Annotated in this window: 23 protein-coding genes; 15 read left to right on the forward strand and 8 right to left on the reverse strand. The window is 72.9% G+C overall.

Annotated elements, in window-relative coordinates:
- From ACI379_RS05935 to ACI379_RS05955, 5 genes are all read left to right on the forward strand, one after another.
- A partial coding sequence (locus ACI379_RS05935) for an ATP-binding cassette domain-containing protein (RefSeq protein WP_439791154.1) occupies positions 1-3,365 on the forward strand: 3,365 nt, incomplete at its 5' end.
- Positions 3,366-3,464: 99 nt separating this feature from the next.
- Positions 3,465-3,962 (forward strand): putative immunity protein, encoded by a 498-nt coding sequence (locus ACI379_RS05940; protein WP_439791155.1) that lies wholly within the window; start codon positions 3,465-3,467, stop codon positions 3,960-3,962.
- A gap of 41 nt (positions 3,963-4,003) precedes the next feature.
- A complete protein-coding gene (locus ACI379_RS05945; protein ID WP_439791156.1) occupies positions 4,004-4,636 on the forward strand; it encodes a hypothetical protein in 633 nt (210 codons plus the stop codon).
- Between the two features lie 135 nt (positions 4,637-4,771).
- Positions 4,772-5,311 carry a type II toxin-antitoxin system PemK/MazF family toxin gene (locus ACI379_RS05950; protein ID WP_439791157.1) on the forward strand — a complete coding sequence of 180 codons (540 nt, stop codon included), beginning with the start codon at positions 4,772-4,774 and terminating at the stop codon, positions 5,309-5,311.
- A 34-nt stretch (positions 5,312-5,345) separates the two neighbouring features.
- The gene (locus ACI379_RS05955; RefSeq protein ID WP_439791158.1) at positions 5,346-6,728 is read left to right on the forward strand and encodes an ABC transporter substrate-binding protein; all 1,383 of its coding nucleotides are present in this window, start codon (positions 5,346-5,348) and stop codon (positions 6,726-6,728) included.
- 57 nt (positions 6,729-6,785) lie between these two features.
- Here ACI379_RS05955 and ACI379_RS05960 read toward each other — a convergent pair whose 3' ends face one another.
- Together ACI379_RS05960 and ACI379_RS05965 are read right to left on the reverse strand one after the other, a co-directional pair.
- Positions 6,786-8,036, reverse strand: a complete 1,251-nt coding sequence (locus ACI379_RS05960) for an HRDC domain-containing protein (RefSeq protein ID WP_439791159.1) — start codon at positions 8,034-8,036, stop codon at positions 6,786-6,788.
- Between the two features lie 2 nt (positions 8,037-8,038).
- Positions 8,039-8,653 (reverse strand): DUF3000 domain-containing protein, encoded by a 615-nt coding sequence (locus ACI379_RS05965; RefSeq protein ID WP_439791160.1) that lies wholly within the window; start codon positions 8,651-8,653, stop codon positions 8,039-8,041.
- Between the two features lie 71 nt (positions 8,654-8,724).
- Between ACI379_RS05965 and hemE the strand changes: the two genes are divergently transcribed.
- Positions 8,725-9,765 carry a uroporphyrinogen decarboxylase gene (gene hemE / locus ACI379_RS05970; RefSeq protein ID WP_439791161.1) on the forward strand — a complete coding sequence of 347 codons (1,041 nt, stop codon included), beginning with the start codon at positions 8,725-8,727 and terminating at the stop codon, positions 9,763-9,765.
- 12 nt (positions 9,766-9,777) lie between these two features.
- Here hemE and ACI379_RS05975 read toward each other — a convergent pair whose 3' ends face one another.
- Positions 9,778-10,743 (reverse strand): LysR family transcriptional regulator, encoded by a 966-nt coding sequence (locus ACI379_RS05975; RefSeq protein ID WP_439791162.1) that lies wholly within the window; start codon positions 10,741-10,743, stop codon positions 9,778-9,780.
- 259 nt (positions 10,744-11,002) lie between these two features.
- Between ACI379_RS05975 and ACI379_RS05980 the strand changes: the two genes are divergently transcribed.
- From ACI379_RS05980 to hemG, 5 genes are read left to right on the forward strand one after another with little or no spacing between them, the layout of a single operon-like run.
- Positions 11,003-12,277, forward strand: a complete 1,275-nt coding sequence (locus ACI379_RS05980) for an SfnB family sulfur acquisition oxidoreductase (protein ID WP_439791163.1) — start codon at positions 11,003-11,005, stop codon at positions 12,275-12,277.
- 14 nt (positions 12,278-12,291) lie between these two features.
- The gene (locus ACI379_RS05985) at positions 12,292-13,455 is read left to right on the forward strand and encodes an LLM class flavin-dependent oxidoreductase (protein WP_439791164.1); all 1,164 of its coding nucleotides are present in this window, start codon (positions 12,292-12,294) and stop codon (positions 13,453-13,455) included.
- Positions 13,452-14,042 (forward strand): NADPH-dependent FMN reductase, encoded by a 591-nt coding sequence (locus ACI379_RS05990; protein ID WP_439791165.1) that lies wholly within the window; start codon positions 13,452-13,454, stop codon positions 14,040-14,042. Before ACI379_RS05985 ends, ACI379_RS05990 begins: the two co-directional genes overlap by 4 nt.
- A complete protein-coding gene (locus ACI379_RS05995) occupies positions 13,996-14,595 on the forward strand; it encodes a flavin reductase family protein (protein ID WP_439791166.1) in 600 nt (199 codons plus the stop codon). The genes ACI379_RS05990 and ACI379_RS05995 overlap by 47 nt, the downstream gene beginning before the upstream one ends.
- A gap of 33 nt (positions 14,596-14,628) precedes the next feature.
- Positions 14,629-15,975 (forward strand): protoporphyrinogen oxidase, encoded by a 1,347-nt coding sequence (hemG, locus tag ACI379_RS06000; protein WP_439791167.1) that lies wholly within the window; start codon positions 14,629-14,631, stop codon positions 15,973-15,975.
- Between the two features lie 9 nt (positions 15,976-15,984).
- Here hemG and ACI379_RS06005 read toward each other — a convergent pair whose 3' ends face one another.
- Positions 15,985-16,845: an AraC family transcriptional regulator gene (locus ACI379_RS06005; protein ID WP_439791168.1), complete on the reverse strand. Its 861-nt coding sequence runs from the start codon at positions 16,843-16,845 to the stop codon at positions 15,985-15,987.
- A gap of 119 nt (positions 16,846-16,964) precedes the next feature.
- On the opposite strand from ACI379_RS06005, the gene hemQ reads away from it, so the two are divergent.
- Positions 16,965-17,663, forward strand: coding sequence for a hydrogen peroxide-dependent heme synthase (gene hemQ / locus ACI379_RS06010; protein ID WP_439791169.1), 699 nt, complete (start codon positions 16,965-16,967; stop codon positions 17,661-17,663).
- Positions 17,664-17,788: 125 nt separating this feature from the next.
- Entirely contained in the window at positions 17,789-20,305 is a 2,517-nt protein-coding gene (locus tag ACI379_RS06015; RefSeq protein WP_439791170.1) for a M4 family metallopeptidase, read from the forward strand.
- 123 nt (positions 20,306-20,428) lie between these two features.
- Here the strand turns inward: ACI379_RS06015 and ACI379_RS06020 are convergent, their stop codons facing one another.
- The 4 genes from ACI379_RS06020 to ACI379_RS06035 all read right to left on the reverse strand — a co-directional run bounded on the left by ACI379_RS06020 (position 20,429) and on the right by ACI379_RS06035 (position 24,026).
- Positions 20,429-20,965 carry a TetR/AcrR family transcriptional regulator gene (locus ACI379_RS06020; RefSeq protein ID WP_439791171.1) on the reverse strand — a complete coding sequence of 179 codons (537 nt, stop codon included), beginning with the start codon at positions 20,963-20,965 and terminating at the stop codon, positions 20,429-20,431.
- Positions 20,962-22,134 carry a cytochrome P450 gene (locus tag ACI379_RS06025; protein WP_439791172.1) on the reverse strand — a complete coding sequence of 391 codons (1,173 nt, stop codon included), beginning with the start codon at positions 22,132-22,134 and terminating at the stop codon, positions 20,962-20,964. The genes ACI379_RS06020 and ACI379_RS06025 overlap by 4 nt, the downstream gene beginning before the upstream one ends.
- A gap of 64 nt (positions 22,135-22,198) precedes the next feature.
- The gene (gene msrB / locus ACI379_RS06030; protein ID WP_439791173.1) at positions 22,199-22,594 is read right to left on the reverse strand and encodes a peptide-methionine (R)-S-oxide reductase MsrB; all 396 of its coding nucleotides are present in this window, start codon (positions 22,592-22,594) and stop codon (positions 22,199-22,201) included.
- Between the two features lie 121 nt (positions 22,595-22,715).
- A complete protein-coding gene (locus ACI379_RS06035; protein ID WP_439791174.1) occupies positions 22,716-24,026 on the reverse strand; it encodes a hypothetical protein in 1,311 nt (436 codons plus the stop codon).
- A 64-nt stretch (positions 24,027-24,090) separates the two neighbouring features.
- Between ACI379_RS06035 and ACI379_RS06040 the strand changes: the two genes are divergently transcribed.
- Both ACI379_RS06040 and ACI379_RS06045 read left to right on the forward strand, forming a co-directional pair.
- On the forward strand, positions 24,091-25,173 hold the full coding sequence (locus tag ACI379_RS06040; RefSeq protein WP_439791175.1) for a DNA polymerase domain-containing protein: 1,083 nt from the start codon (positions 24,091-24,093) through the stop codon (positions 25,171-25,173).
- A 14-nt stretch (positions 25,174-25,187) separates the two neighbouring features.
- The gene (locus ACI379_RS06045) at positions 25,188-25,328 is read left to right on the forward strand and encodes a hypothetical protein (RefSeq protein WP_439791176.1); all 141 of its coding nucleotides are present in this window, start codon (positions 25,188-25,190) and stop codon (positions 25,326-25,328) included.
- Positions 25,329-25,434 lie beyond the last annotated feature (106 nt).

Consider the following 25,434-nt stretch of genomic DNA (forward strand, 5'->3'; position numbering starts at 1 on the left):
TGGTGTGGCTGCTGGCCCTGTGCGTGGTCGGGGCGTCCTTGATCGACACCGCCGGCAAAGTGGTGTGGGTGGGCGTCTCCGACGTCGCAGAGGGGCGCCTGCGTGAGGACCTGCTCGACGCCGCCCTGTCACAGCCGCTCGGGGCCCTCAACGAGCTCGCGGTCGGCGAGATCCTGGACCGGGTCGACGACGACACGCACGAGGTCGGCAACCTGGTGCGGTGGCAGCTGTGGATGCTCGCCCGCACGGTCTTCGGCGTCGTGCCGATGTGGATCGTGGCCGGTCTGACCTGGTCGCCGGCGTGGGTGCTGTTCCCGGCGCTGGGTGGGCTCACCTACCTCGCCGTACGCCGGCTGCTGGGGGAGATCTCCCGGCGCAAGGTGGTCGAGGAGATGGCCTGGACCGACCACGCCGCCGCCCTCGAGGAGGGCATCGCCGGTCGTGACGACCTGCGTACGAGTCTGGGCCAGGCTCACGTCGTGGCTCGTCTGACCCGGCTGTCGGCCGCCGTCCACGCGAAGTTCCGCGACGTCGTGGTGGTCGAGGCCCGCCTGGGCCGACGTGCTGGCGTCCTGCTGCACGCCCTGCTGGCCGGGATCGGCGTCGCCGGCGTGGCGCTGGCGGTCTCCGACGACCTGTCGGTGGCCAGCCTCGTCACCCTGTTCCTGGTCTCCTCCACGTTCGTCGGCCAGGTGTCGATGCTCGCCAACCACCTGCCTGACCTGCAGGCCGGGCTGGGGGCCGTCATCCGCCTGCGCCAGATGCTGGCGGTGGCTCCCGAGCCCGTGGGCGGCGAGACCCTGCCCGCGGACGGGGCCGTCGACCTGGACGTGCGCCACCTGGACTTCTCGTACGCCGAGGGGACCTTCGCGCTCAGCGACGTCTCCCTCCACGTGCCCGCCGGGGAGACCATCGCCCTCGTCGGGCGGACCGGGTCGGGCAAGTCCACGCTCGCCTCGCTGCTCTCCCGGGCGGTCGAGCCGCCGCGCGGCTCCGTGCTCATCGGTGGCCAGGACGTCCGTGACCTCGACCTGCAGGCCCTGCGTGCCGCGGTGGGCGTGGTCACCCAGCGCACCGAGATCGTGGCCGGCACGCTCGCCGAGAACATCACCCTGTTCGGGGAGCAGGGGGTGGAGGAGGTCAGCGCCGCCCTGGACCAGCTCGGCCTGGGCGGCTGGGTCTCCGGCCTGCCTGACGGCGTCGAGACGCTCCTGGGCCCCGGCGGCACCACCCTGTCGGCCGGCGAGGAGCAGCTCGTGGCGTTCGCCCGGCTGCTGATCCGCGACGTCAAGGTCGTCGTGCTCGACGAGGCGACCGCCCGCATGGACCCCCTCACCGAGCGACGCGTGGTGGCCGCCGCCGACCGGCTGCTGGTCGGCCGTACGGGCGTCCTCATCGCGCACCGCCTCTCCACGATCGAGCGGGCCCCGCTGGTCGCGGTGCTCGACCACGGGCACGTCGTCCAGTTCGGTCGCCGTACGGAGCTGGCCGCGGCCGCCGGGCCGTTCCGCGACCTCCTGGTGGCCAGCCGGATCGACGCCCGCGAGCCGGACGCCGTCGTGGACGGGGAGGCCGCGGCCGAGCCCGAGGCTGCGCACTCCACCCTCGACGCCGTCGTCGACGGGGCCGGTGTCGGCGGTCGCCGCCGCTCCGGTCCGCCCCCCGAGCAGGTCGAGGTGGGCTCCGGCCCGTCCCTGGCCGCCGGGATCCGGCACGTGCTGTCCGTGCGACCGGCGTGGGGCCTGCTCGGCGCCGCGCTCTTCCTGGGCGCCTCCCTGACCGGCGCCCAGGGTGCGGTCACCGGTCTGGTCTGGGGTCACATCGTGGAGGACCTCGCCGGTGGCGGCGTGCCTCGCTGGCTGGTGGTGGCCCTGGTGCTCTCGCTGCTGTCGGCGCCGCTGATGCTGGCCGACGCGTTCTACCGCTACCCGCGGTGGTGGGTGGAGATCCTGCTGCGTACGCGCATGTCGGTGCTCCACGGCCAGACCGCCCAGCACCGTCTGCCGCGCACCCCGCCCGGCGAGGTGGTGGCGCGCGCGATGGACGCCGACCGGTACGTCCGTTACGCCGACCGGTGGGTCGACTTCCTCAACGGCATCGTGATCGCCGCGGTGACGGCGCTGCTGGCCGGGACCTGGCTGGCCGGGGCCGTCCTGGTGGCCGTCCTGGTCACCTCCGCCCTGGCCTCCGCGGTGGGTCGCCCCATCGCCGGGCGCTCGGCGGCCGCCGCCTCGGCGGCCCGTGCCCGGTTCGGCCGCGCGCTCGTCTCGGTCCTCGAGTCCGCCCGTACGGTCAAGCTGGCCGCCGCGACCTCGCAGGTCCGCGCGCACCTGCACCACGTCGACTCCGGCCGGGTCGCCGCCGCGGTGCGCGAGCACCGCGTCCAGGGCGTCCTCGACGGCGTGCCGATGATCATGGTGCAGCTCGGCGTCGTGGCCGCCTGGGGCGTCCACGTCGGTGGCGGCTGGGGCCTGGGCACGACGCTGCTGGTCGCCAACGCCGTGAGCGGCTTCGACTGGTTCGGGCGGGTCGCCGGCATGGTCGTCACCGAGGCGCCCGGCACCCGTGCCTGGCAGGCCGAGACCAGCCGCTTCGCCGGCGGCGCCGACCTGATGGACCTTCCCGAGGGCGTCGACCTCATCGCCGGTACGGCTCCCGAGCCCCCCGCCGTCGACCGGGTCCCGCTGGTGGACGTCACCCTGCGCGACTTCTCGGCCGTCCACGACGACGGCACGATCGGCGTGCAGGGCGTCGACCTGACCGTGCACGCCGGCGAGCAGGTGCTCCTCGTCGGGCAGGTCGGTTCGGGCAAGTCCAGCCTGCTCGCCGCGATGGCGGGTCTGGTCGCGCACCGCGGCTCCATCTCCTGGAACGGATCGGAGGTCGACGACGAGCAGGTCTTCCTGCGCCCTGGGCAGGTCGCCCACGTCGCGCAGGTGCCGCGCGTGCTGTCCGGCTCCTTCAACGACAACGTGCGGCTGGGCCACGACCGGCGCTTCGACGACCCGGTGGCCGCGGCCCGGCTCGGTGCCGACGTGGCGGACGCCGGCGGACGCGACGCGCTCGTCGGGCACCGCGGCGTACGGCTCTCGGGCGGGCAGGTGCAGCGTCTGGCGCTGGCACGGGCCCTGGCCACCGACGCCGAGCTGCTGCTGGCCGACGACGTGTCGAGCGCGCTGGACGCGACGACCGAGGCGGAGCTGTGGAAGGCGCTGCGGGAGCGGGGGACCACCGTGATCGGGTCCACCGCCAAGCGGTCGGCGCTGGCCGCGGCAGACCGGGTGGTCGTGCTGGTCAACGGCAGGGTCGCCGAGGTGGGGCCGTGGGCCGAGCTGTCCGCCCGGTGGGGCCACCTGGCGGGCTGAGGCTGCGCCTCGCGCTGTGACGTGAGGCTCGCCACCTTTCGCGACGCGCCCGCGGACCCGACCCCGCACCGGGGCGGGTCCGCGAGGCACACTGGAGGGGTGGGTGCTGTGGATTTCGACCTGAGTCTCGACGAGATCAGGGAGGTCACCGCCTGGGCAGCCGACCGGGCCGCCGACGTGCTGGCCACCTACGAGCGCGCCGTACCGGGTGACCGCCGGCCCGCCACCGCCATCGCGGCCGCCCGCGCCTTCGCCGATGGCGGTCCGCGCCTGCACGTGCTGCGCAAGATCGCGATGGACGCGCACCGCGCCGGCATGGCCGCGGTCGTGCCCGAGGCCGGGCACGCCGCGCTGTCGGCGAGCCAGGCGGCCGCCGCCGCGTTCCTGCACCCGCTGCCCAAGGCGCACCAGGTCAAGCACCTGCTCGGCTCCGCCGCGTACGCCGTCCTGGCCCGTGGCGAGGCCGAGCGTGACCTCGTGCTGCACGGCACCCCGGCGGTGGTCCGGCACGTGCTGGCCCGCTACCCGCTGGCTCCCGAGGGTGGCGGTGCCGTCGGTGCCGTGATCCGGGACCTCGACGCTGCGCTGCGGCGCTGACGTACGCCGGGCTGCGCCCGGGCCGGCCGTAGGCTGGAGCCATGTCGGACCGCCCCCACCACCGTCCGCTGCGCCGCAGCAACGAGTTCTTCGCCGACCTCGACACCGGGGGTGACCCGGCCCTGCTGCGCGAGGCGGGGGACCTGGCCGCGACCCTGCTGGTGCGCGGAGCCCACGAGGGCCACGACGCCGCCACGGCCGAGCGCGTGCTGCACCTGGCCGACACCGAGGGTCTGGAGGTCCTGGCCGAGGTCTGGGCCGGGGCGCCTGCCGACACGCTGGCCGGCTGCCTGTGGCGGCTGTACGCGCTGCGGGCGTGGGTGCACGCCGACCCCGACCGGGCCGCGGCCGAGTTCGAGGCCGGGCGCGCCGGTGCCAACGTGGCCACGGTGCTCGCCGGCGTCGCCGACCCGCCGGGTCCCGACGAGCTGCGGGCGATGATCGACGAGGTGCTGCGCGGCATCGGGGGCGACTTCGCGGTGACCCTGTTCCGGGCCTCGGCGTTCGCCCGGATCGTGGCGACCGGCCGCGCCCGTACGGGCGGGAGCGATCACCTCGACGACCGGTTGGACGAGTGGGGCCACGGTGACGCCCGCCTGAGCGTGAGGATGCTCTCACTCGCCGAGCAGCTCGAGGCGGCGGGCCACCAGGAACTCCGCGGATCGTTGGCCTGAGGCGTACGCTGTCCCACGGAGCACGCCGGGCCGCGGCAGCCCCGGGTCCCACAATTAGCCGCTACGAGCGGCCACGCGCCGTGAGGCGCTCCCGGTCCGGTGTGCTCCTCCGACCGGGATGGCTAGGCTCGGCCCATGAGCGCCGGACCTTCCCGCCTGAACCGTCTGCTGCGTCGCCTCGTGCCGGGTCGCCCCGCACCGGGCGGACAGCCGCGTGGCTTCGCCGGTACGGGGACCGTGCCCGTCCCGACGCCGCCGCCCAGCGCCCCGGCCCCGAGCGCCCCGGCCGCGAGCGGCCCGACGGTGGCGTACGCCCCGGACATCGACGGCGAGCCCGACCCCGGCGAGGTGGTCTGGGCGTGGGTGCCGTACGAGGACGACCCGAGCCAGGGCAAGGACCGGCCGGTGCTGGTGCTGGCCGAGCACGGCGACGGGTGGGTCGGGTTGATGTTGTCCAGCAAGGACCACGACCTCGACGCCGCCGACGAGGCGCGTCACGGGCGCTACTGGATGGACGTCGGCACGGGCGGCTGGGACTCCCAGGGGCGTCCCAGCGAGGTGCGCCTCGACCGGCTGGTCCCGCTGACCCGGGACGCGGTGCGCCGCGAGGGCGCGGCTCTCGAGCAGGGACTCTTCGAGGCGGTCGTCAAGGCCGCGCGTGGAGTGCCCCGATAGTCTGGGGCCGCCGCTGACCACGACAGGTCGCGGGGTGGACGACACGCTGGACAGCAGGAGGACGCAGTCGATGCTGCGACGTACGGGGATGGTCGCGGGCGCGCTCGCGTTGGCGCTGATGGTGGCCGGGTGCACCGACGGTGGCACCGCCGCACCGGAGCCGAGCCCGACCCACACGCCCGTCGAGACCGTCGAGATCACCTTCGGCGCGTACGGGAGCAAGGCGGAGCTGAAGGCGATGCAGGAGGTCGTCGACAGCTTCAACGCCGAGGCTGAGAACCGTCGTGTCGACCTGGTGACGTGGAAGAACCACGACGAGGCGCTCGCCGCCGTGCTGGCGGGCGAGGGCCCCGACGTCTTCATGAGCTCGCGCAGCGACGTGGGCCGCCTGGCCGGGGACGACCTGATCCGGCCGATGTCGCTGCTGCTCGACGAGCGCGGCGTCGACTTCGGTGACCGCTACTCGCGTGACGCCCTGGACGCCTTCGCGCTCGACGACGAGCTGCAGTGCATGGCGTACTCGATCTCGCCGATGGTCATCTACTACAACACCGACCTGATCGACTTCGACGCGATGAAGGCCGAGGGCATGTCGGTGCCCGGCGGCTCCCGCGAGCGCTGGACCCTGACCCACTTCGCCCAGGCCGCCGAGTACGCCTCGCGCCAGCCCGGCGTGAAGGGCGTGTGGATCGAGCCAACCCTCGAGGGCCTGACGCCCTTCATCGCCTCCGGCGGCGGTTCGGTCTTCGACTCCGACGAGCCGACCTCGCTCAACTTCTCCGACGACGCGACCCTGTCCGCGCTCGACCGGAGCCTCGCAGTGCTGCGCGACCCGCTGATCACGCCCAGCGCGAAGGCGATCAACCGGATGTCCGCCCTGGACCGTTTCAAGGCCGGCAAGCTCGGCATGGTCGCCGGCTACCGCGACCTCGTCCCGGAGCTGCGCAAGACGCCCGGACTGTCGTTCGACGTGATCGCGATGCCGATCCTCGACGACGCGCACACGGTCGGCGACATCCACGGCCTGTGCATCTCCGAGCAGACCGAGTCGGTCAACACGGCGGCCGACTTCGTCGCGTACGCCGTCTCCGACGAGGCGCTCGAGACGGTCACCAACTCCGGCTACATCGTGCCGGCCAACACCTACGTCGCGGGCTCGGACCTGTTCCTGGCGCCCGACCAGGAGCCGTACCGCGCCCGCGTGTTCACCGGGGCGATCCGCGGCATGGTCGTGCCGCCGTTCATCGAGAACCGTGCCGAGCTCAACGAGGCCATCGCTCCGCTGCTCGCCAAGATGCTCACCGGCCCCGGCGTGCTCGACCTCGAGGAGGTGGCCGCCAAGATCGACGAGGCGTCCCGCAAGGTCCTCGACCCGGAGTGGGAGCCGCCGACCGAGGACGACACCTCCAGCAACTGAGGACGGGGGGCCCGGGGAGGTTCCCCGAGGCCCTGCCGCCCGGACCGGTGGTCCGGCTCAGCTGTCCGAGATCAGGATGGCGCCGGTCAGCGCGCCGGTGACCAGCCCGATCTGCCACGGCCGGGCGCCGTACCCGCGCAGCTGCTCGCGCACGGCGTCGGCCAGTGCGGCCGGCTCGCGGGTCGCGGGCGGCTCCCACGCGAGGCGGCGTACGTGCTCGGGCGTGAGGAGGTTCTCCACCGGGAGGTCGTGCGCCTCGGCGAGGGTGAGCATCGACTCGCGGGCGGCCTTGAAGCGGCGGTCGGCCTCGGGGTACCGGTCGGCCCAGGTGCGCGGGTGGGGCGGGCCGTCACCGCGCGCCGGCTTGCCGGGCAGCAGCTGCTCGTCCATGGTCCGGGCCTCGTCGATGGCCTCCATCCACGTGCTGGAGTAGCGGTCGGCGCCGCGCCCGTGGAAGCCGGGCGTCCGCAGCAGGGCACGCCGGTCGGTGGGCATCGCACCCGCGGCGGCGACGAGGGCCGCGTCGGGGATGATCCGCCCGGGCGTGACGTCGCGCTCGCGGGCGATCTGGTCCCGGGCCTCCCAGAGGAGCTTGGCCGCGGCCACGTGCCGCCGGCCGCGGAGCTTGTGCACGCCCGACGTACGGCGCCAGGCGTCGACGCGTACGGCGGGCTCGAAGCCCAGCAGGTGCTGGAACTCCTCGCGCGCCCACTCCTGCTTGCCGGCCTCGCGGAGCTCGTCGATCATCAGTCGGCGCAGCTCCACGAGCGGCTCGACGTCGAGGGCGGCGTACTCCAGCCAGGGGGCGGGGAGCGGACGGGTGGACCAGTCGGCGGCGCTGTGCTCCTTGCGCATGCGCTGCCCGAGCTCGGTCTCCACCAGGCTGGCCAGCCCCACGCGGGGGTGGTTGAGCAGACGTCCGGCCAGCTCGGTGTCGAACAGGGACGTGGGCAGCAGTCCGACCTCACGCAGGCACGGCAGGTCCTGGGTCGCGGCGTGCAGGATCCACTCGGCGTCGCCCAGGGCCTCCTGCACGGGGCGCAGGTCCTCGAACCCGGTGGGGTCGATCAGCCAGGTGCCGGAACCCTCGCGGCGCAGCTGGATCAGGTAGGCGCGCTGGGAGTACCGGTAACCCGACGCACGCTCGGCGTCGATCGCGACGGGGCCGGACGCCGAGCCGAGGGCATCGACCGCGCGTGACAGGCCCGCCACGTCGTCGATCACCGGGGGCAGGCCCTCGCTGAGCTCGAGCAGGGGCGCCACCGGGGCCGGGGGACCGGCGGGGGAGTCGGGGGTGGTGTCGCTCATCGTCAGAGGCCGCGCTGCCCTCGGCGGCTCGGCATCGCCGTGACCCCTTCGGGGACGGGCGGCAGTCCGACCGCGGTGCACAGCAGCTCTCCCCACGCCTCCACGTGCGGGGCCATGGCGGGGCCGGCGCCCACCTCGTGCGCGGGAGTCCACGAGGCGCGGATCTCGACCTGCGCGGTGCTGGGTTCCTCGCTCATGTGTCCGAAGCTCTCGGTCGTCACCTTGGTGACGGTACCGGAGGCGGAGTGGTGCTCGGCACCGTGTGCGGTCAGGGCCTCGGTCAGCCACGACCACCCGACCTCGCCGAGCATGGGGTCGGCGCCCAGCTCGGGGTCGATGTCGGCCCGGGCGTACGCGACGCAGCGGAAGGTGCCGCCCCAGGCGTCGTTGCCGTCCGGGTCGTGCAGCAGGATCAGGCGGCCGGTGCCCGGCTCGTCGTCGTCGATGATGACGTCCGCGCTGAGCGCGGCGGACCACGGCGCGATGCGCTGGGGTGCCGGCATCTCCTCGCAGTGGATCTCGGGGCGCAGCGCAGCACCACGCATCGACGCGACCGCCGACCGGAACTCCTCCGGACCTTCGTTCGTGCGCTCGGGGGTGCGCTGATGGGCGACCATGGGCTCACAGTAGGCCAGCGGGCTGGCTCGGCGATGTGTCGCCACGCCGCCTGACCTGCGAAGATCGCGGGGTGACTCTCGCGCATCCGGGCCTGGCAGACAGTTCGTTCCTCCGTGCGGCACGGGGCGAGGAGCCGGACCACACGCCGGTGTGGTTCATGCGGCAGGCGGGGCGCTCGCTGCCGGAGTACCTCGCCATCCGCGAGGGCGTCACCATGCTGGACTCCTGCATGGACCCCGCGATGGTCACCGAGATCACCCTCCAGCCCGTGCGCCGCTACGGCGTCGACGCAGCGATCTTCTTCTCCGACATCGTGCTGCCGCTCAAGGCGGTCGGCGTGGACCTCGACATCGTTCCCGGCGTGGGTCCCGTGGTGGCCAACCCGGTCCGTACGCTCGATGACGTCGCGGCGATCGAGGACCTGACCCCCGAGCACGTCGGTTTCGTCACCGAGGCCGTGAGTTCGTTGGTGGGGGAGCTGGGCGCGACGCCGCTGATCGGCTTCGCCGGGGCCCCGTTCACGGTCGCCTCGTACCTCGTCGAGGGCGGCCCGTCCAAGGAGCACGCCAAGACCAAGGCGATGATGTTCGGCGCCCCCGACGTCTGGGACGCGCTGATGCGCAAGATCGCCGACCAGGCGGCGACGTACCTCAAGGTGCAGGTCGACGCCGGCGCCTCCGCCGTCCAGCTCTTCGACTCGTGGGCGGGCGCGCTCACGCCCGACGACTACCGCACGCTGGTGATGCCGCACTCGGCCCGGGTCCTCGCGGCCGCCGGCGAGCTCGGCGTGCCCCGTATCCACTTCGGGGTCGGCACCTCCAACCTGCTCGACCTGATGGGCGAGGCGGGCGCCGACGTCGTGGGCGTCGACTGGAGGACGCCGCTGGACCGCGCGATCGCGACGGTGGGCGACCGGGCGGTGCAGGGCAACCTGGACCCGACGCTGGTGTTCGCCCCGACCGAGGTGATGACCGAGCGGGCCGCCCAGGTCATCGAGGCCGGCAAACGGGCCAAGGGGCACATCTTCAACCTCGGCCACGGCGTCATCCCGTCGACCGACCCCGACCAGCTGGCGCGGCTCACGGAGTTCGTGCAGTCGTACCCCCGCTGAACCGGGGGCCGCTCAGCCGGTGACGGGCAGCGGCTCGGTGTGGCGCGCCGCGGACATCTCGAGTCCCTCGCGGGCGCCCAGCCGGGCCCGTCGCGCCGCCTGGCTGAGCAGGTGGTTCTGCAGGTCGCGCACCCGCAGTGGCGGCTGCTGGCGGCGGTGCTGCAGCACCAGGGTCACCGTCGTGCGGTCGCCCGCGATCGGGCGCGCGGTGATCAGGCCGGCCGTGTGCAGCGGGTCGCCCACCACGCTGTAGTCGGGAAGCATCGTCACCCCGAGCCCGTCGGCCACCATCAGCTTGCCCAGCTCGGCGCCGTCGGTGCTGTGCACGTCGCCGGGGAGCACGTTCCCGAACAGGCGGTGGGCCAGCCGGTGCATCAGGAAGCCGGAGCGCATCAGGATGACCCGCTCGGCGCGCAGGTCGTCGAGGGTGACCTCGTCCTTGGCGGCCAGCGGGTGTCCGGCGGGCAGCACGGCCACGGGGCGGCCGTGCATGAGGTCGGTGGAGACCAGGTCCGGCGGGGCGTCGTCGCCGTCGAGCACGTTGACCAGGCCCAGGTCGAGGCTGCCCTCCAGGAGCGCCGACTGGATCTCGTCCTGCTGCATCGGCATCACCTCGACGCTGGCGCCCGGGTGCTGCTCGCCGAACGACTTGATCGCGGGGATCAGGACGGTCGAGGTGGCGCCCATGACGGTACCCAGGCGCAGCACGCGGGCGGTCACGGTCTGGTCGCCGGCGGAGACACGCAGCCGCTTCACCGACTCGAGCACCTCCACCATGTTGGGCAGGAGCTCGCGACCCTGGCGGCTGATCCGGCTGCCGGAGCGGCGGCGGTCCAGCAGGATCACGCCGAGCTCGCGCTCCAGCTTGCCCACGGCCTCGCTCAGGGCGGGCTGGGAGATGTGGAGGCGTTCGCTCGCCTTGCGCAGGGAGCCGTACTGGGTCACCGCGACCACGTACTCCAGCTGTTCGATCCGCACCCGGGTTCCTCTCGTACGGGCCGGCGCGTGCCGTCCCGGCGGGTCGGGCGCCACCCCTGGGGGGAGATTCGCTCCGACTGGTTAGTCGATCAAATTGCGTGACTAAAGTCAGAATGATACCCCAGTCCGTCGCCCGGGGTGGCGCTCCCGGGGGTGAGAGGCAGGGGCTGTCACCCCGGTGGATGGTCCTGCCGTCCGGAGGGTGGGATCTGCTTGCACCGATCTAAGTATAGTGTTTCGATATATAAACAGTTGATCGGTGAGTGAGGTGACCATGTCGGACCAGGCCCGCGGGAGCGGTGGCCGCGTGCTGGAGCCACAGGCTTCGGTGGTCGCCCTGTCGACCACGAGGGTGCCGGTGCTCGACGCCGGGACCGCCCTTGCCGAGGCCGAGCGGCTGCGCGACGAGTTCGCCCGCGGGGCCGCGCACCGTGACGCGGAGCGGGTGCTGCCGCACGCCGAGGTCGCCGAGCTGGCCGCCTCCGGGCTGCTGGCGATCACGGTGCCCGCCGAGCACGGCGGTGCCGACCTGTCGACCGAGGTGGTGGCCGAGGTGTTCCGCCTGCTGGCCGCCGGGGACCCGAACCTCGCCCAGATCCCGCAGAGCCACTTCGTCTACGTCAACGCGCTGCGCCTCATGGCGGACGCGGACCTGCAGGCGCTCCTCTTCGCCGAGGTGCTCGCCGGCAAGTTCTTCGGCAACGCCCAGTCCGAGCTGGGCACCAAGCACGTGCGCGACTTCCGCGCGACCCTGCGCCCCGACGGCCCCGGCAGCTGGCTGCTGAGCGGCGAGAAGGCCTACTGCACCGGCGCCCTCTTCGCGGACTGGGTGCTGGTCCTCGCGCACCTCGACGTGGACGGCCCGCTGCACGTGGCCTGGGTCGAGCGCGGTGCACCCGGCCTGACCGTCACCGACACCTGGGACGGGCTGGGCCAGCGGACCACCGCCAGCGGGCAGGTCAGCCTCGTCGACGTGGTCGTCGACGCCTCGCGCACGATGCCCTACCACGACGTGTTCGACGGGCGGCCGCAGACGTACGGCTCCTTCGCCCAGACCCTGCACGCGGCCATCGACACCGGCATCGCGCGGGCGGCCCTGGCCGAGGCGGCCGACTTCGTGACGACGAAGTCCCGCCCGTACCCCGACGCCGGGGTGGAGCGGCACGCCGACGACCCGCTGGTCGTGCAGACCTTCGGTCAGCTGGAGGTCGCCGTACGCGCCGCGGAGGCGCTGCTGGCCGAGGCGGCGCGCGCGGTCGACCGGGCCAACGCCGACCTCACCGCTCAGAGCGCCGGGGCGGCCAGCCTCGCCCTGGCGGCCGCCCGGGCCGCGAGCACGACCGCCAGCGTCGAGGCCGGCAGCCGGCTCTTCGAGGTCGCCGGCACCCGCTCCGCCCTGGCCAGCCTCAACCTCGACCGGCACTGGCGCAACGCCCTTACGCACACCCTGCACGACCCCGCGGCGTGGAAGGTCCAGCACCTGGGCCGCCACGCCCTGGACGGCACCCTTCCCCCCAGCCACGGACAGATCTGACGGAGATGACACCCATGAGCAAGCTGACGTTCCACTGGTTCCTGCCCACCAACGGCGGCGACAGCCGCGCCATCGTGGGCGGTGGCCACGGCGTCGAGGCGACCGCGGCCAGCCGGCCGGCCGACGTGCCGTACCTGGGCCAGATCGCCCGCTCGGCCGAGCAGCTCGGCTTCGAGGCGGCGCTGACCCCGACCGGGGCCTGGTGCGAGGACGCGTGGGTCACCACGGCGATGCTCTCCTCGGTCTCGGAGCGGCTGAAGTTCCTCGTCGCCTTCCGCCCCGGCCTGGTCGCGCCCTTCCTGGCCGCCCAGATGGCGGGCACCTTCTCCAACTTGTCCAACGGGCGCCTGCTGCTCAACGTCGTGGTCGGGGGAGAGGACCACGAGCAGCGCATGTTCGGGGACTTCTCCACCAAGGACGAGCGGTACGCCTCGGCCGGTGAGTTCCTGCACATCGTCCGCTCCCTGTGGGCCGGCGAGACCGTGACGTACGAGGGCGAGCACCACCGCGTCGAGAACGCCACGCTCGCGCAGGTCCCGCGCGAGACGCCCGAGATCTACTTCGGCGGCTCCTCCCCGGCCGCCGGCGACGTCGCGGCGAAGTACTGCGACGTCTACCTGACCTGGGGCGAGCCGCCGGCAGCGGTCAAGGAGAAGATCGAGTGGATCCGCGGCCTGGCCGCGGCCCAGGGGCGCGAGCTGCGCTACGGCATCCGGCTGCACTCGATCGCCCGCGACACCTCCGCGGAGGCGTGGGCGGTCGCCAACCGGATGCTCGACGGCATCTCGTCCGAGCAGATCGCCACCATCCAGGCGGGCCTGCGGCGCAGCGCCTCGGTGGGCCAGCAGCGCATGCTCGACCTCAACGCCGGCAGCAAGGACGGCCTCGAGGTGCACCCCAACCTGTGGGCGGGCGTGGGCCTGGTCCGCGGCGGTGCCGGCACCGCGATGGTCGGCTCGCACAGCGAGATCGCCGACCTGGTCGAGCAGTACGCCGAGGTCGGGATCAGCGAGTTCGTGATGAGCGGCTACCCGCACCTGGAGGAGTCGTACCACTTCGGCGAGGGCGTGCTGCCCGAGCTGGCCCGCCGCGGCCTGTGGAGCCACCCGGCCCCCGCGGCGCACCCCACGACCTCGGTGCCGTTCGGTGCCGCCCCGGTCAAGGCGGCCGCGTCGTGAGCACGACCGAGCCGCGGGGTGCGCGGGTGGTGGTCCTGGTGGGCAACCCCAAGCCCGCCTCACGTACCCTCGACGCCGCGGTCCACCTGGCGACCGAGCTGGCTGGCGCCGTCGACCTGGTCGTCGACCTCGCCGAGTACGGCCCCCGGCTGCTCGACTGGTCCGACGAGGAGCCCGCCGACCTCGTGCGTCAGGTCGGCGGGGCCCGCCTGCTGGTCGTGGCCAGCCCGACGTACAAGGCGTCGTTCACCGGCCTCCTCAAGCTCTTCCTCGACCGGATCCCCGGCGACGGGCTCGTCGGCACGGTCGCCGTCCCGCTCATGCTCGCGGCCGGACCGGGACACGCGATGGCGCCCGAGGTCTTCCTGCGCCCCGTGCTCACCGAGCTCGGTGCCACCGTCCCACCACCGGTCTCAGCGTCCTGGACCGCGACCACGACGACCCGGCCGCCTACAAGGCGTGGCTCGACGTGGCCGGCCCGGTCGTCCGCGCCCTCGTGGCCTGAGCCGCCTCCCCCGAACCCCGAACGGAGTCCTTCCCGTGTCTGCACCCACCACCGACGTCACCGACGAGCGCGCCCTGCGTGACGCCTTCGGCACCTTCCCCAGCGGCGTGGTCGCCGTGGCCGCCCGTGTTGGTGGCCAGCTGGTCGGCATCGCCGCCAGCTCGTTCACCTCGGTCAGCGTCGAGCCCGCCCTCGTCTCGTTCTCCGTGGCCCGGTCGTCCAGCACCTGGCCGCTGCTGCGCACGGCCGGCGAGATCGGCGTCAGCGTCCTCGCGGACTCCCACGACGTGCTGTGCCGCCAGCTCGCCGGTCCGGCCGAGCGTCGCTTCGAGGGGCTGAGCCTGCGCACCAGCGCCGAGGGAGCCGTCCTCCTGGAGGAGGGCGTCAGCACGTTCACCACCCGCGTGCACGCCGAGGTGGAGGCCGGCGACCACTGGATCGTCGTCCTGGAGGTGCTGGCGGTCAGCGCCGACCCGGAGCGTGAGCCGCTGGTCTTCCACCGCAGCGGGTTCCACCGCCTGCACCGTGACGACCTCGACCCCGCGCGCCTGGACGGGCGCATCAACGGCGGGCCGGTCGAGGGCGGGACCGAGACGGGCGCCACGGCGACGGACGGGTCCGAGCAGGCGGCCTGACCGCCCGCCCGGCGTGGGTGGCAGGCTGTGCCCATGCCTGACGTCGTTGTCGTGGGAGGCGGGATCGCCGGCCTCGCCGCTGCCCGGGACCTGGCCCTGACAGGCCGTGAGGTGCTGCTCCTGGAGGCGTCGCCCCGGCCGGGCGGCAAGTTGCTCACCGCGCAGGTCGCCGGCCTGGGCGTGGACGTGGGGGCGGAGGCGATGCTCAACCGCCGGCCCGAGGGCGTCGCGCTGGCGGGCGAGATGGGTCTCGACCTGGTGCACCCGACCGGGGCCTCCTCCCGGATCCTCAGCCGCGGGGTGCTCCGCCGGATGCCGCGGACCCTGATGGGCGTCCCGTTCGACGTGGACGACGTCGAGTCCAGCGCGATCCTCTCGGCCGAGGGGATGGCCAGGCTGCGCGCTGAGGTCGTCCCCGCGGACCCACCGGGGGAGGACGTCTCCATCGGGGACCTGCTGTCCGAACGGTTCGGTGAGGAGGTCGTGCAACGCCTCACCGAGCCTCTGCTCGGCGGGGTGTACGCCGGCCACGCCCACGACCTCTCCACCGCCGCGTCGGTGCCTGCGCTGGTGCCGATGCTGGCCCGCGGCGGCAGCCTGCTCGACCAGGTCGCGGCCCTGCCCACCAGCGCGGCCCCGGTCTTCGCGAGCCTGGTCGGCGGGATGGGATCGTGGCCCGAGCGGTTCGCCGCGGAGGGCCTCGTCGAGATCCGTACGTCCGCGACGGTGCGGGAGCTGCGCCGCGACGGTGCCCGCTGGGCGCTGACCGTCGGGCCGACGACCGCGGCGTACACGGTCCACGCCGACCAGGTCGTGCTCGCGGCGCCCGCGGCCCCGACCGCCCGGCTCCTGGCCGAGGTGGCCCCCGAGGCGTCAGCGGCGCTGGCGCGCACGGAGGTCGCGAGCGTCGGCGTGCTCACCTTCGCCTTCCGGGCCGCCGACCTGCCCGACTGGGCCGAGGACGTCTCGGGCTTCCTGGTCCCGCCCGTGGAGGGCCGCGCGATCAAGGCGTCGACCTTCTCCTTCGCCAAGTGGGCGTGGGTCAAGGCCCTCGACCCCGACCTGCGCGTGCTGCGCACCTCGGTGGGGCGGCACGGTGACGTCGGTGCCCTGCAGCGCACCGACGCCGACCTGCTGGCCGAGTCGCGGGCCGAGCTGGCCGACCTCGTCGGCATCACCGGCGCCCCCGTCGACACGCACGTGCAGCGGTGGGGCGGCGGACTTCCCCAGTACCCGGTCGGTCACCTGGAACGGGTCGCCGCCGCCCGCGCCGCGCTGCCGGCGGGTCTCGCGGTCTGCGGGGCGTCGTACGACGGGGTCGGCATCCCGGCGGTGATCGGTGCCGCCCGGCGCGCGGCCGCTGCCCTCGCCGGGCGCTGAGGGGAACGCTCAGTCCGGCTCGACGGGCAGCCAGAGCTCGCAGGTGGCGGTGGAGAAGTCCTCGGCACGCTCCAGCACGGCCACGATCTCGGGGCCGGGGCGCAGCCGCCACGGCTGCGCCGGGAACCACTCGGTCGCGGTGGCCGCCCACGTGGACTGCAGCGCGTCCGGGTACGCCCCGCTGCTGCGGAAGACGGCCCAGGTGCCCTGCGGCACGTCGATCGTGTCGAGGTCGTCGGCCTCGGCGCTGCTGACGACCCCGTGCAGGTACGTCAGCTCGCTGCCCTCGGTGCGGTCGGGGTCGAGGTCGGTCGAGACCTGCAGGAGGCCGGCGGGCTCTGCGTCGTTGAGCTCCTTGAGCCGCTGGTGGGCGCTGGCCGGCAGCGAGGCCACGAACGACTGGATGTGCGGGTTGGCGCCCTGGTGGACCAGGGGGACCCGGGTGGAGTGCCCCACCAGTCGCAGGGCGGGCAGGTCGACGATACGGGTGTGCATGGGGGTGGTTCCTTCCACGGTGAGTCGGAACCGCAGGGGAGCCTGCGGTCGTACGGGGCCGCCGTCGCGCCGCACGTCGGCCGGCGAGGCGCCGTGCACCGAGCGGAAGGCCCGGTTGAACGCCTCGGTCGAGCCGTACCCGTGGGCCACGGCGACGGTGAGCAGGTCGGCGTCGGTGGTGAGCAGCGCGGTGGCCGCCACCGTCATCCGGCGCCGACGGACGTACTCGGAGATCCCGGTCCCGGCGAGCGCGGCGAACATGCGGCGCAGGTGGTACTCGGTGGTGCCCCGACGGGCGGCGAACCCGGCCACGTCGAGCTCGGCGCCGGGGTCGGCCTCGATCTCGTCGAGGAGGTTGTTGAGATCTCCGATCATGTCTCCACGCTAGGGCGCGCCACGGGGCCCGGCCCGACCATCGGTGCCCGGTCCGGTCGGGTCGGCTGCGGCGTGGACCGGGTGTGCGCGGGCATGGGGCGGGTCGGCACAATGACGGCATGACCTCGAACGCTGCCCGCACCCGCGAACTCAACGACACGATCCGCTACGCGATGTGGTCGGTGTTCAAGCTGCGCGACGTCGTCGGTGCGGCCGACCGGGCAGCCGAGGCCGCGGAGGTCGAGGCGTTCCTCGCCGAGCTCGCCGAGCAGGACGTGGTGGTGCGCGGTCTGTACGACGTCTCGGGCCTGCGCGCGGACGCCGACGTGATGGTCTGGTGGCACGCCGCGGACTCGGTGGCCCTGCAGAAGGCGTACGGCCGGTTCCGCCGCACCGCGTTCGGCAGCCGGCTCGAGCCCGTGTGGTCGCAGATGGCCCTGCACCGCCCGGCCGAGTTCAACAAGTCGCACATCCCGGCGTTCCTGGCCGACGAGGAGCCGCGTGCGCACATCTGCGTCTACCCCTTCGTGCGCTCGTACGAGTGGTACCTGCTCGACGACGGCGAGCGCCGCCAGATGCTCGCCGAGCACGGCAAGATGGGCCGCGACTACGCCGACGTGCGCGCCAACACCGTCGCCTCCTTCGCGCTCGGCGACTACGAGTGGATCCTCGCCTTCGAGGCCGACGAGCTGCACCGCATCGTCGACCTGATGCGTCACCTGCGCGCCTCCGAGGCGCGGCGCCACGTCCGCGAGGAGATCCCGTTCTACACCGGCTCGCGGGTGACCGCGGCCGAGCTGCTCGACCGCCTGCCCTGAGGCAACCCCCGGTACCCCCGTCCGGGGAAAACGGCGGGGGTTCCTTGGCATGAACCGGGGTGGCTGTGGCAGGGTCGGGGAGCGGCGCGACTGGCGCGCCGCCATGTCTTCGGGGGAGATAGTCCATGACACGTGCCTCGTCCTCGGTCCTGCGACGTGCGGCGCTGCCGCTCGTCGCTGTGGGCCTCGCAGTGAGCGGCATGGCCGTGCTGGCGCCTGCTGGTGCCCAGCCGGCCGCGTCTGACAAGGGATTCGGCTCGGCCACGGTCGAGAAGAACGACGACACCGGCGTGGTCGGTTTCGTCGGGGCCAAGCCCGGCCAGGCGCTCGCCTCGGGTGCCGCCAAGGGAGCGTCGGCCAGGACGGCCGCCCGCACCTTCGTCACCGACCGTGCGACCCAGTTCGGGCTCCGCGCCGAGGGCACCACGGTCGAGGTGACCGGGTCCCAGGCCCAGGCCGGCGGCGGCGACGTCGTACGGCTCCAGCAGGAGATCGGTGGCCTGCCCGTCTTCGGTGGCCAGTTCGTGGTGAGCCTCGACGAGTCCGGCGACGTCCAGTCGGTGGCCGGTGAGGCCACCCCCGAGACCGACGTCGAGACCACCGCCGCCGTGAGCAAGGCCGACGCGAGCGCCACGGCCGTCGCGGCGGTCGCCAAGTACAACGGCGTGAAGAAGTCCGGACTGCGCGTCACCGGCGCCAGCCTCGAGGTCTTCGACCCGCGCCTGGTCGGTGCCACCGACCCCTTCGGCGTCCGCCCGGCCTGGGTGGTCGACGTGCGCGGCACCCTCGACGTGGGCCGCAAGGTCGTCGTCGACGCCCGCACAGGGACCGTGGCCCTGGCCTTCGACCTCGTGCACGCCGCCAAGAACCGGATCGTGTGCGACGCCAACAACGCCGACGCGCACTACCCGTGCACCTCGCCGGTCTGGACCGAGTCGAGCCAGCCGGCCAACGGTGACCTCGACGTCCAGCGCGCCTTCGCCTACGCGGGTCACACGTACGACTTCTTCAAGAACCGCTTCAACCGCGACAGCCTCAACGGCGCCGGCATGCAGCTGAAGTCCACCGTCGACTACTGCCCGGCCGGCGAGGCCTGCCCGTACCCCAACGCCTTCTGGGACGGCGCGCAGATGGTCTACGGCGACGGCTTCGCCACCGCTGACGACGTGGTCGGCCACGAGCTCGCGCACGGCTTCACGACCTTCAGCTCGAACCTCTTCTACTACGCCCAGTCGGGCGCGATCAACGAGTCGCTCTCCGACGTCTTCGGTGAGCTGATCGACCAGTCCAACGGCGCCGGCAACGACGCTGCCAGCCAGAAGTGGCTGCTCGGTGAGGACCTGCCGTCCTCGGTCGGCGTGATCCGCAACATGAAGAACCCCGGGCAGTTCGGCGACCCCGACCGGATGCACAGCCCGCGCTACTGGAAGCGCTACGAGGACGGCGAGGGCGTCCACATCAACAGCGGCGTCGGCAACAAGGCCGCCTTCCTCATCACCGACGGCGGTTCCTTCAACGGCCAGAGCGTCACGGGCCTGGGCCTGACCAAGACCGCGCGCCTCTACTACACGGTCAACACGACGATGCTGACCTCGGGCAGCAACTACTCCGACCTGGCCAAGGGCCTGCGCCAGGCGTGCGCCAACCTGGTCTCCGGCGGCGTCGACGGCTTCGTGGCCGGCGACTGCACGCAGGTCGACAAGGCCGTCAAGGCCACCGAGATGGACAAGGCGCCCCTCGGCGCCGCCGCCCCGCGCTCCGCGTCGGTGTGCCCCACGGGCCGCTCCGTCGCGGCGACCACCTGGTCGGACGACCTGGAGACCCAGGCCGGTCAGTTCACCAAGCAGAACATCTCGGGCTCCAACGGCTGGTACTGGCCGCAGAACAGCCACCCGTTCACCGGGCTGGACGTCTCCTGGGCCTCCTCGGGCAAGACCAACGCGTGGGGCTACAACCAGGCCACGATCACCGACTCGGCGCTGCGGATGACCAACCCGGTCACGGTGCCCGCCAACGCGTACATGCACTTCCGCCACGCGTACCTGTTCGAGTTCAACCCGGCCAACGGCGGCACCTTCGACGGTGGCGTCCTGGAGTACTCGACGGCCGGCGCGAGCGGGCCGTGGAAGGACGCCAAGGCGCTGATGGTCTCGCCCGGCGGTGGTGGCACCTACAACGGCACCGTCTACGACCGGTACGGCAACCCGCTCGGCGGCCGTTCGGCCTTCGTGGGCTCCAGCCACGGCTACGGCTCCACCCGGGTCGACCTGGGCAGCCTGGCCGGCAAGAGCGTGATGTTCCGTTGGCGCGTGGGCTCGGACAACGAGCTCGACGCGTACGGCTGGTTCGTCGACGACCCCAAGATCGTCGACTGCGGCAAGGACACCACCGCCTCGGACACCAAGCTGGTCAAGAAGCCCAAGAAGACCACCAAGCTCCGCACGGCCGTCTTCACCTACCGGGCCACCGAGATCGGCTCGACCTTCCAGTGCAAGATCGACAAGAAGGCCTGGAAGAAGTGTGGCTCCAAGACCACGCTGAAGAACCTCAAGAAGGGCAAGCACACCTTCCAGGTGCGCGCCGTGGACCGGGCGAAGAACAAGGACAAGACGCCCGCGAAGTGGACGTGGACCATCAAGTGACGCCTCGCTGAGACGTGACGCACGACGGGCGTCGGGGACCTCACGGTCCTCGGCGCCCGTCGTACGTCCGGGCTGGTCGCGCAGGCACGCGACCGAGCGCTGCGACGGACCGGGAGCGGCCGGTCAGGTCAGCAGTGGCGCCACGAAGCGACGCACCAGTCGCCGCTCGGCGTCGGCGTCCGGACCGGGGCAGGCCAGGATCCCCATGATCGAGCGCAGCACCCAGGTGATGACCTCGCGATCTGCTCCGGGAGCCACCAGCGCGGACGTCCACGGCGCCGACGACAGCAGGTCGAGCAGGTAGGGCTGCTGGTCGGGTGTGGTCCAGGCGTCGAGGGTGGAGCGGGACCGCACCTCCGCGAGGACCTGCACGACCGTCTCGCACGCACGCTCCGTGGGGTCGTCGATCTCACGAGCGCTGGCGGTGGCGGACCGGACGATCTCGTACGCCTCGCGTCCCGCGAACGCGACCTGGAGGGCGAGCCGGTTCTCGAAGTGGCGGTACAGGGTGGCGCGTGAGCAGCCGGCCGCGGTGGCCACCTGGGCCATCGACACCTTCGACGGCCCGTGCTGGGAGAAGAGCTCCCCGGCAGCGGTCAGGATGGTCTCGAGGGAGGCATCGCTGCGCTGGGCTGCCCAGGTCCGTCCGGCGTCGTTCATGGTGTGAGCAGGATACGGGTGGGTCGGCGCACGTAGCCGCCGTCCGCCCATGTCACCGAGGCGTGGTCGACGGTGAAGTCGGGCACCCGGGTGAGCAGCTCGGTGAGCGCGACGCGCGCGGTCATCCGGGTCACGGCGGCGCCCAGGCAGTGGTGGGCCCCGTGGCTGAACGTGAGGATCTGCCGGGGACGGCGGCTGACGTCCAGCTCGTCCGCGTCGGCCCCGAAGGCCTCGGGGTCACGGTTCGCGGAGCCGTAGCACATCAGGACCTTACGTCCCTCCGGGATGACGCGCCCGCCCACCTCGACGTCGCGGGTGGTGGTGCGCGCGAGCCCCTGGACGGGGGAGGTCAGCCGCAGGAGCTCCTCGACCGCCGCGGCGGGGTCGGCGAGCGCCCGCTGGCGCTGGTCGCGGTACCGGTCGAGCAGGATCGCGCTGCCGCCGAGGAGGCCCGTGGTCGTGTCGTTGCCCCCGGTGACCATGGTGAAGGTGAAGGCGAGGATCCTCGCCAGCCCGGCGGCGTCGTCGCCCACGCCGGCTGCCACCAGGTGCGAGACCGTGTCGTCCCCGGGGTGGGCGCGACGGTGCTCGACGAGCTCGGTGAAGTAGGTCAGCATCGACCCGACGGCCTCGGCGGCGTTGCCGTACTCGCCTCCTGAGTTGGCCGTGACCACGGCGTCGGTCCAGGCGTCGAACCGCTCCCGGTCGGCCGGGGGGACCCCCAGGTAGTGGGCGACGACCATGCTCGGCAACGGCTTGAAGAGGCGCTCGACGACGTCCCCGCCGCCGTCCGCGACGAGCGCGTCCAGCCGCTCGGCGACGAAGGTGCGCACCTCCGGTTCGAGGCTCTCGACCTGGCGGGGGGTGAAGCCACGGGACACCAGGCGCCTGAACTCGGTGTGCGTGGGCGGGTCGGTCATCACGAACGGGGGGTTGTCGGCCATCCCGATCCGCTCGAGCTCGTCGGTCGCGACGGTCAGTCCTCCGGCCGAGGAGAAGGTCTCGTGGTCGCGCACGGCGGCGTACACGTCGCGGTGGCGGAACAGCACCCAGTAGTCGCGCCCGTCGGGGAGATCCACGTGGTGGACGGGGTCGTGGGTGCGCCACGCGCGGTAGAGGTCGAAGGGGTCTGCCCACGTGTCGGCACCGAAGAGCCGAAAATCGGGCATGCGAGACAAAGTGGCGCTCATGTCTCAAGATTGAGACAAAGATGCCACTTTGTCCAGCGCCTGTTCACTCCTCCGTGAGCTTGAGGCTGACCGAGTTGATGCAGTAGCGGTCGCCGGTCGGGGTTCCGTACCCGTCGGGGAACACGTGTCCGAGGTGGGAGCCGCAGCGCGCGCACCGCACCTCCACGCGCTTCATGCCGTGGGTGGTGTCCTCGAGGTACTCGATGGTGTCGGTGATCGGCTGGAAGAAGCTGGGCCAGCCGCAGCCGGAGTGGAACTTGGTGTCCGAGGTGAACAGCTCGGCGTCGCACGCCCGGCAGTGGTACGTCCCGGTCGCCTCGGTGTCGGTGTACTCGCCCGTGAAGGGACGTTCGGTGCCGGCCTGCCGGAGGACGTCGTACTCCTGGGGGGACAGCTGCTCGCGCCACTCGGCGTCGGACTTCTCGACCTCGTAACCCATGTCTCCACCGTAACGCCGTACGCGCGGGTGGGCCGCCGGGTCACGACTCTCCGGACACGAGGGCGCGCCCGCCGGGGCGGAGAAGCCGGCGGGCGCGCGGTTCGGGGTGGTGCGGGAGGACTCAGTGCGAGTGCTCGTCCTCCCACGCCGGGACGCCGTCGGTGACGGTGAGCTCGACGGTGCCGGTCGGTACGGGGACGCGGTTGACGACCTCGCCCTGCTCGAGGTCGACCACCACCAGCTCGTCGCTGGCGGGGTCGGTGACGTACGCGGTGGAGTCGACGACCTTGAGCACCGGCCCGGGCTGCTGCCAGTCGTCGGGCTCGCTCCACGCGCCGATCGTCGCGATGCGGGAGGTCTGCTTGCCGGTGGTGGGGTCGATGACGCGCAGGCTGCCGTCGTAGGTGAGGACCACGGCCTCGCCGTGGGGGCCGCGAGCCAGGGACCGGAACCAGTACGCGCTGCCGAGCTCGACCGTGCGCAGGGTGTCGGTGCGCGTGTCGGTCAACGACACCCGGGTGGGACGCTCGAGCTCGGCGTCCGGGTCGACCTTGTAGTCGCCGAGGACGACGGGGGAGTCGTGGTGCCCGGCGAGGTTGCCCACGCGGGCGTAGTCGTCGGCGACGTCGACCTTGTGGAAGCGTCCGTTGCGGTAGACGACGGGTCCGTCCTCGCAGCCGAGCACGACGACGTCGCCCTTCGCGGTGGGGCTGGCGGTCGTCTCGCCGTGGACGCCCGGGCACTCGTCGGTCTCGGCGACCACCTCGGCGCCGTCGCGCACCTCGACCCGGTGGCGCTCATCCTCGGTGCCCTGCGTCGTGAGCAGAGTGTCGTCGGAGAGCTGGAGGGCGACCCCGTGGTGGGCCTCGCCGGCGGAGTGGCGCGTCACGGGTGCGCCGGGCTCGGCGACCCGGCCCGACTCGACCACCTGGATGTCGCCGGTGCCGTCCGAGAACAGGGTGGTGAGCCGCTCGTGCACCACCACGTGGCCGGCGGTGGGTGCCTCGTACGACACGTCGGTCAGTCCGGCGGGGGAGACGTAGTAGTGGGCGTGGTCGCCGTGGGCCTCGGCCCTGATCCCGGTGTCGTAGACGCGGAAGAGGTCCCCGTCGGTGACCATCACGTGGCGGCCGTCCCCGGCGTCGTTGAGCCGCAGGAAGCCGTCGCGCTCCTCCTCGTCGAGGACCTCGCCGGTCTCGGTGTCGATGAGGGTGAGACCGGCCGGGTGGGCCACGAGGGCGCGCGGAGCCAGGTGCGACGCCTCCTGCTCGCCGGCGGGCGCCTCCTGGTCGGAGGTGGTCCCCGAGGAGTCGGGGTCCGTGGGCGCCGGGTCGGTGCCGCAGGCCGCCAGTGTCGTGATGAGGGCGGCGACGGCCAGGGCGGCGGCGCGGTGCAGTGGGCGTCGGAGCGGGGTGGTCGTGGGATCAGTCATGGCACGGGACCGTACTTGAGAATGAGAATCATTTTCAAGTCTGTCTCGACTAGAGTCTCGAACCATGGCGAAGGCGAGCGAGGCGTACGTGCAGGCCGGCGACCGTGAGGTGCGCGTCTCCTCGCCCGAGCGGGTCGTGTACGAGGCCACGGACCGCACGCCCGAGGTCACCAAGCTGATGGTCGCTCAGTACTTCGCCGACGTCGGCGACGGACTGATGCGGGCGCTGCGCGACCGCCCCACGGCGATGGAGCGCTGGCCCTCGGGGTGGCGGCCGGGGATGAAGCTCGCTGCGGGGCCGTTCGACAAGGACGCCGACGGCTTCTACCAGAAGCGGGTCCCCAAAGGGGCGCCCGACTACCTCGAGACGGTACGGATCACCTTCCCCTCGGGGCGCACGGCCGAGGAGATGTGCCCGACGGAGATCGCGGTGCCGGTCTGGGCCGCCCACATGGGCACGCTCACCTTCCATCCCTGGCCGGTGCGGCGCGACGACGTGGACCGGCCCGACGAGCTCCGGATCGACCTCGACCCCCAGCCCGGCACCACCTTCTCCGACGCGGTACGGGTGGCCGGCGTCGCGCGCGAGCTCAGCGAGGACCTCGGCATGCGGGCGTTCGTGAAGACCTCGGGCAACCGCGGCGTGCACGTCTTCGTACGGATCGAGCCGCACTGGGAGTTCGCCGACGTCCGGCACGCGGCCATCGCCTTCGGCCGGGAGCTGGAGAAGCGCGACGACCAGGTGACCACGGCGTGGTGGAAGGAGGAGCGCGGCGAGCGGATCTTCGTGGATTTCAACCAGAACACGCGCGACAGGACGATCGCCAGCGCCTACTCGCTGCGCCCGCAGTCCGGCGCGCCGGTCTCGACGCCGCTGGCGTGGGCCGAGCTCGCCGAGCTGGGCGACCCGTCCGAGCTCAACCTGTTCACCGTGCCGGAGCGCCTCGCCGACGGTGACCCGTGGGCCGAGATCGACGACGTGCACCACTCGCTCCAGCCGCTGCTCGACCTGTGGGAGGCGCATCCCGTCGAGCTGAACTTCCCGCCGGACCACCCCAAGATGCCCGGCGAGCCGCCGCGGGTGCAGCCCAGCAAGAAGGTCGAGGCGCACTGGGACGAGGAGGGCAACCGGGTCGAGGGCGCCTGACGCTTGCCATCACGGTGGCCAACGCGGTCGGTCTCGTCGGCCTGGTCCTGATCCAGCTCGTCGAGGTGCGCTGGGCGCTCATCCCACTCGCCCTCGGCGCGGACCTCTTCTACGCCGCCGGTTGCCTGTCGCACGCGCGGAGCACCCGCCGGTGAGCGGCGACCTGGATCCCGTCATCCACCCGACGCACCGCCTGCGGATCTGCGCCGTGCTCGCGCAAGGTCTGGCTCTCCCTGACCCGGCCCGGGGCTGCGGCGTACC

Source organism: Nocardioides sp., assembly GCF_051876515.1.
In the GTDB taxonomy this organism is placed as follows: domain Bacteria; phylum Actinomycetota; class Actinomycetes; order Propionibacteriales; family Nocardioidaceae; genus Nocardioides.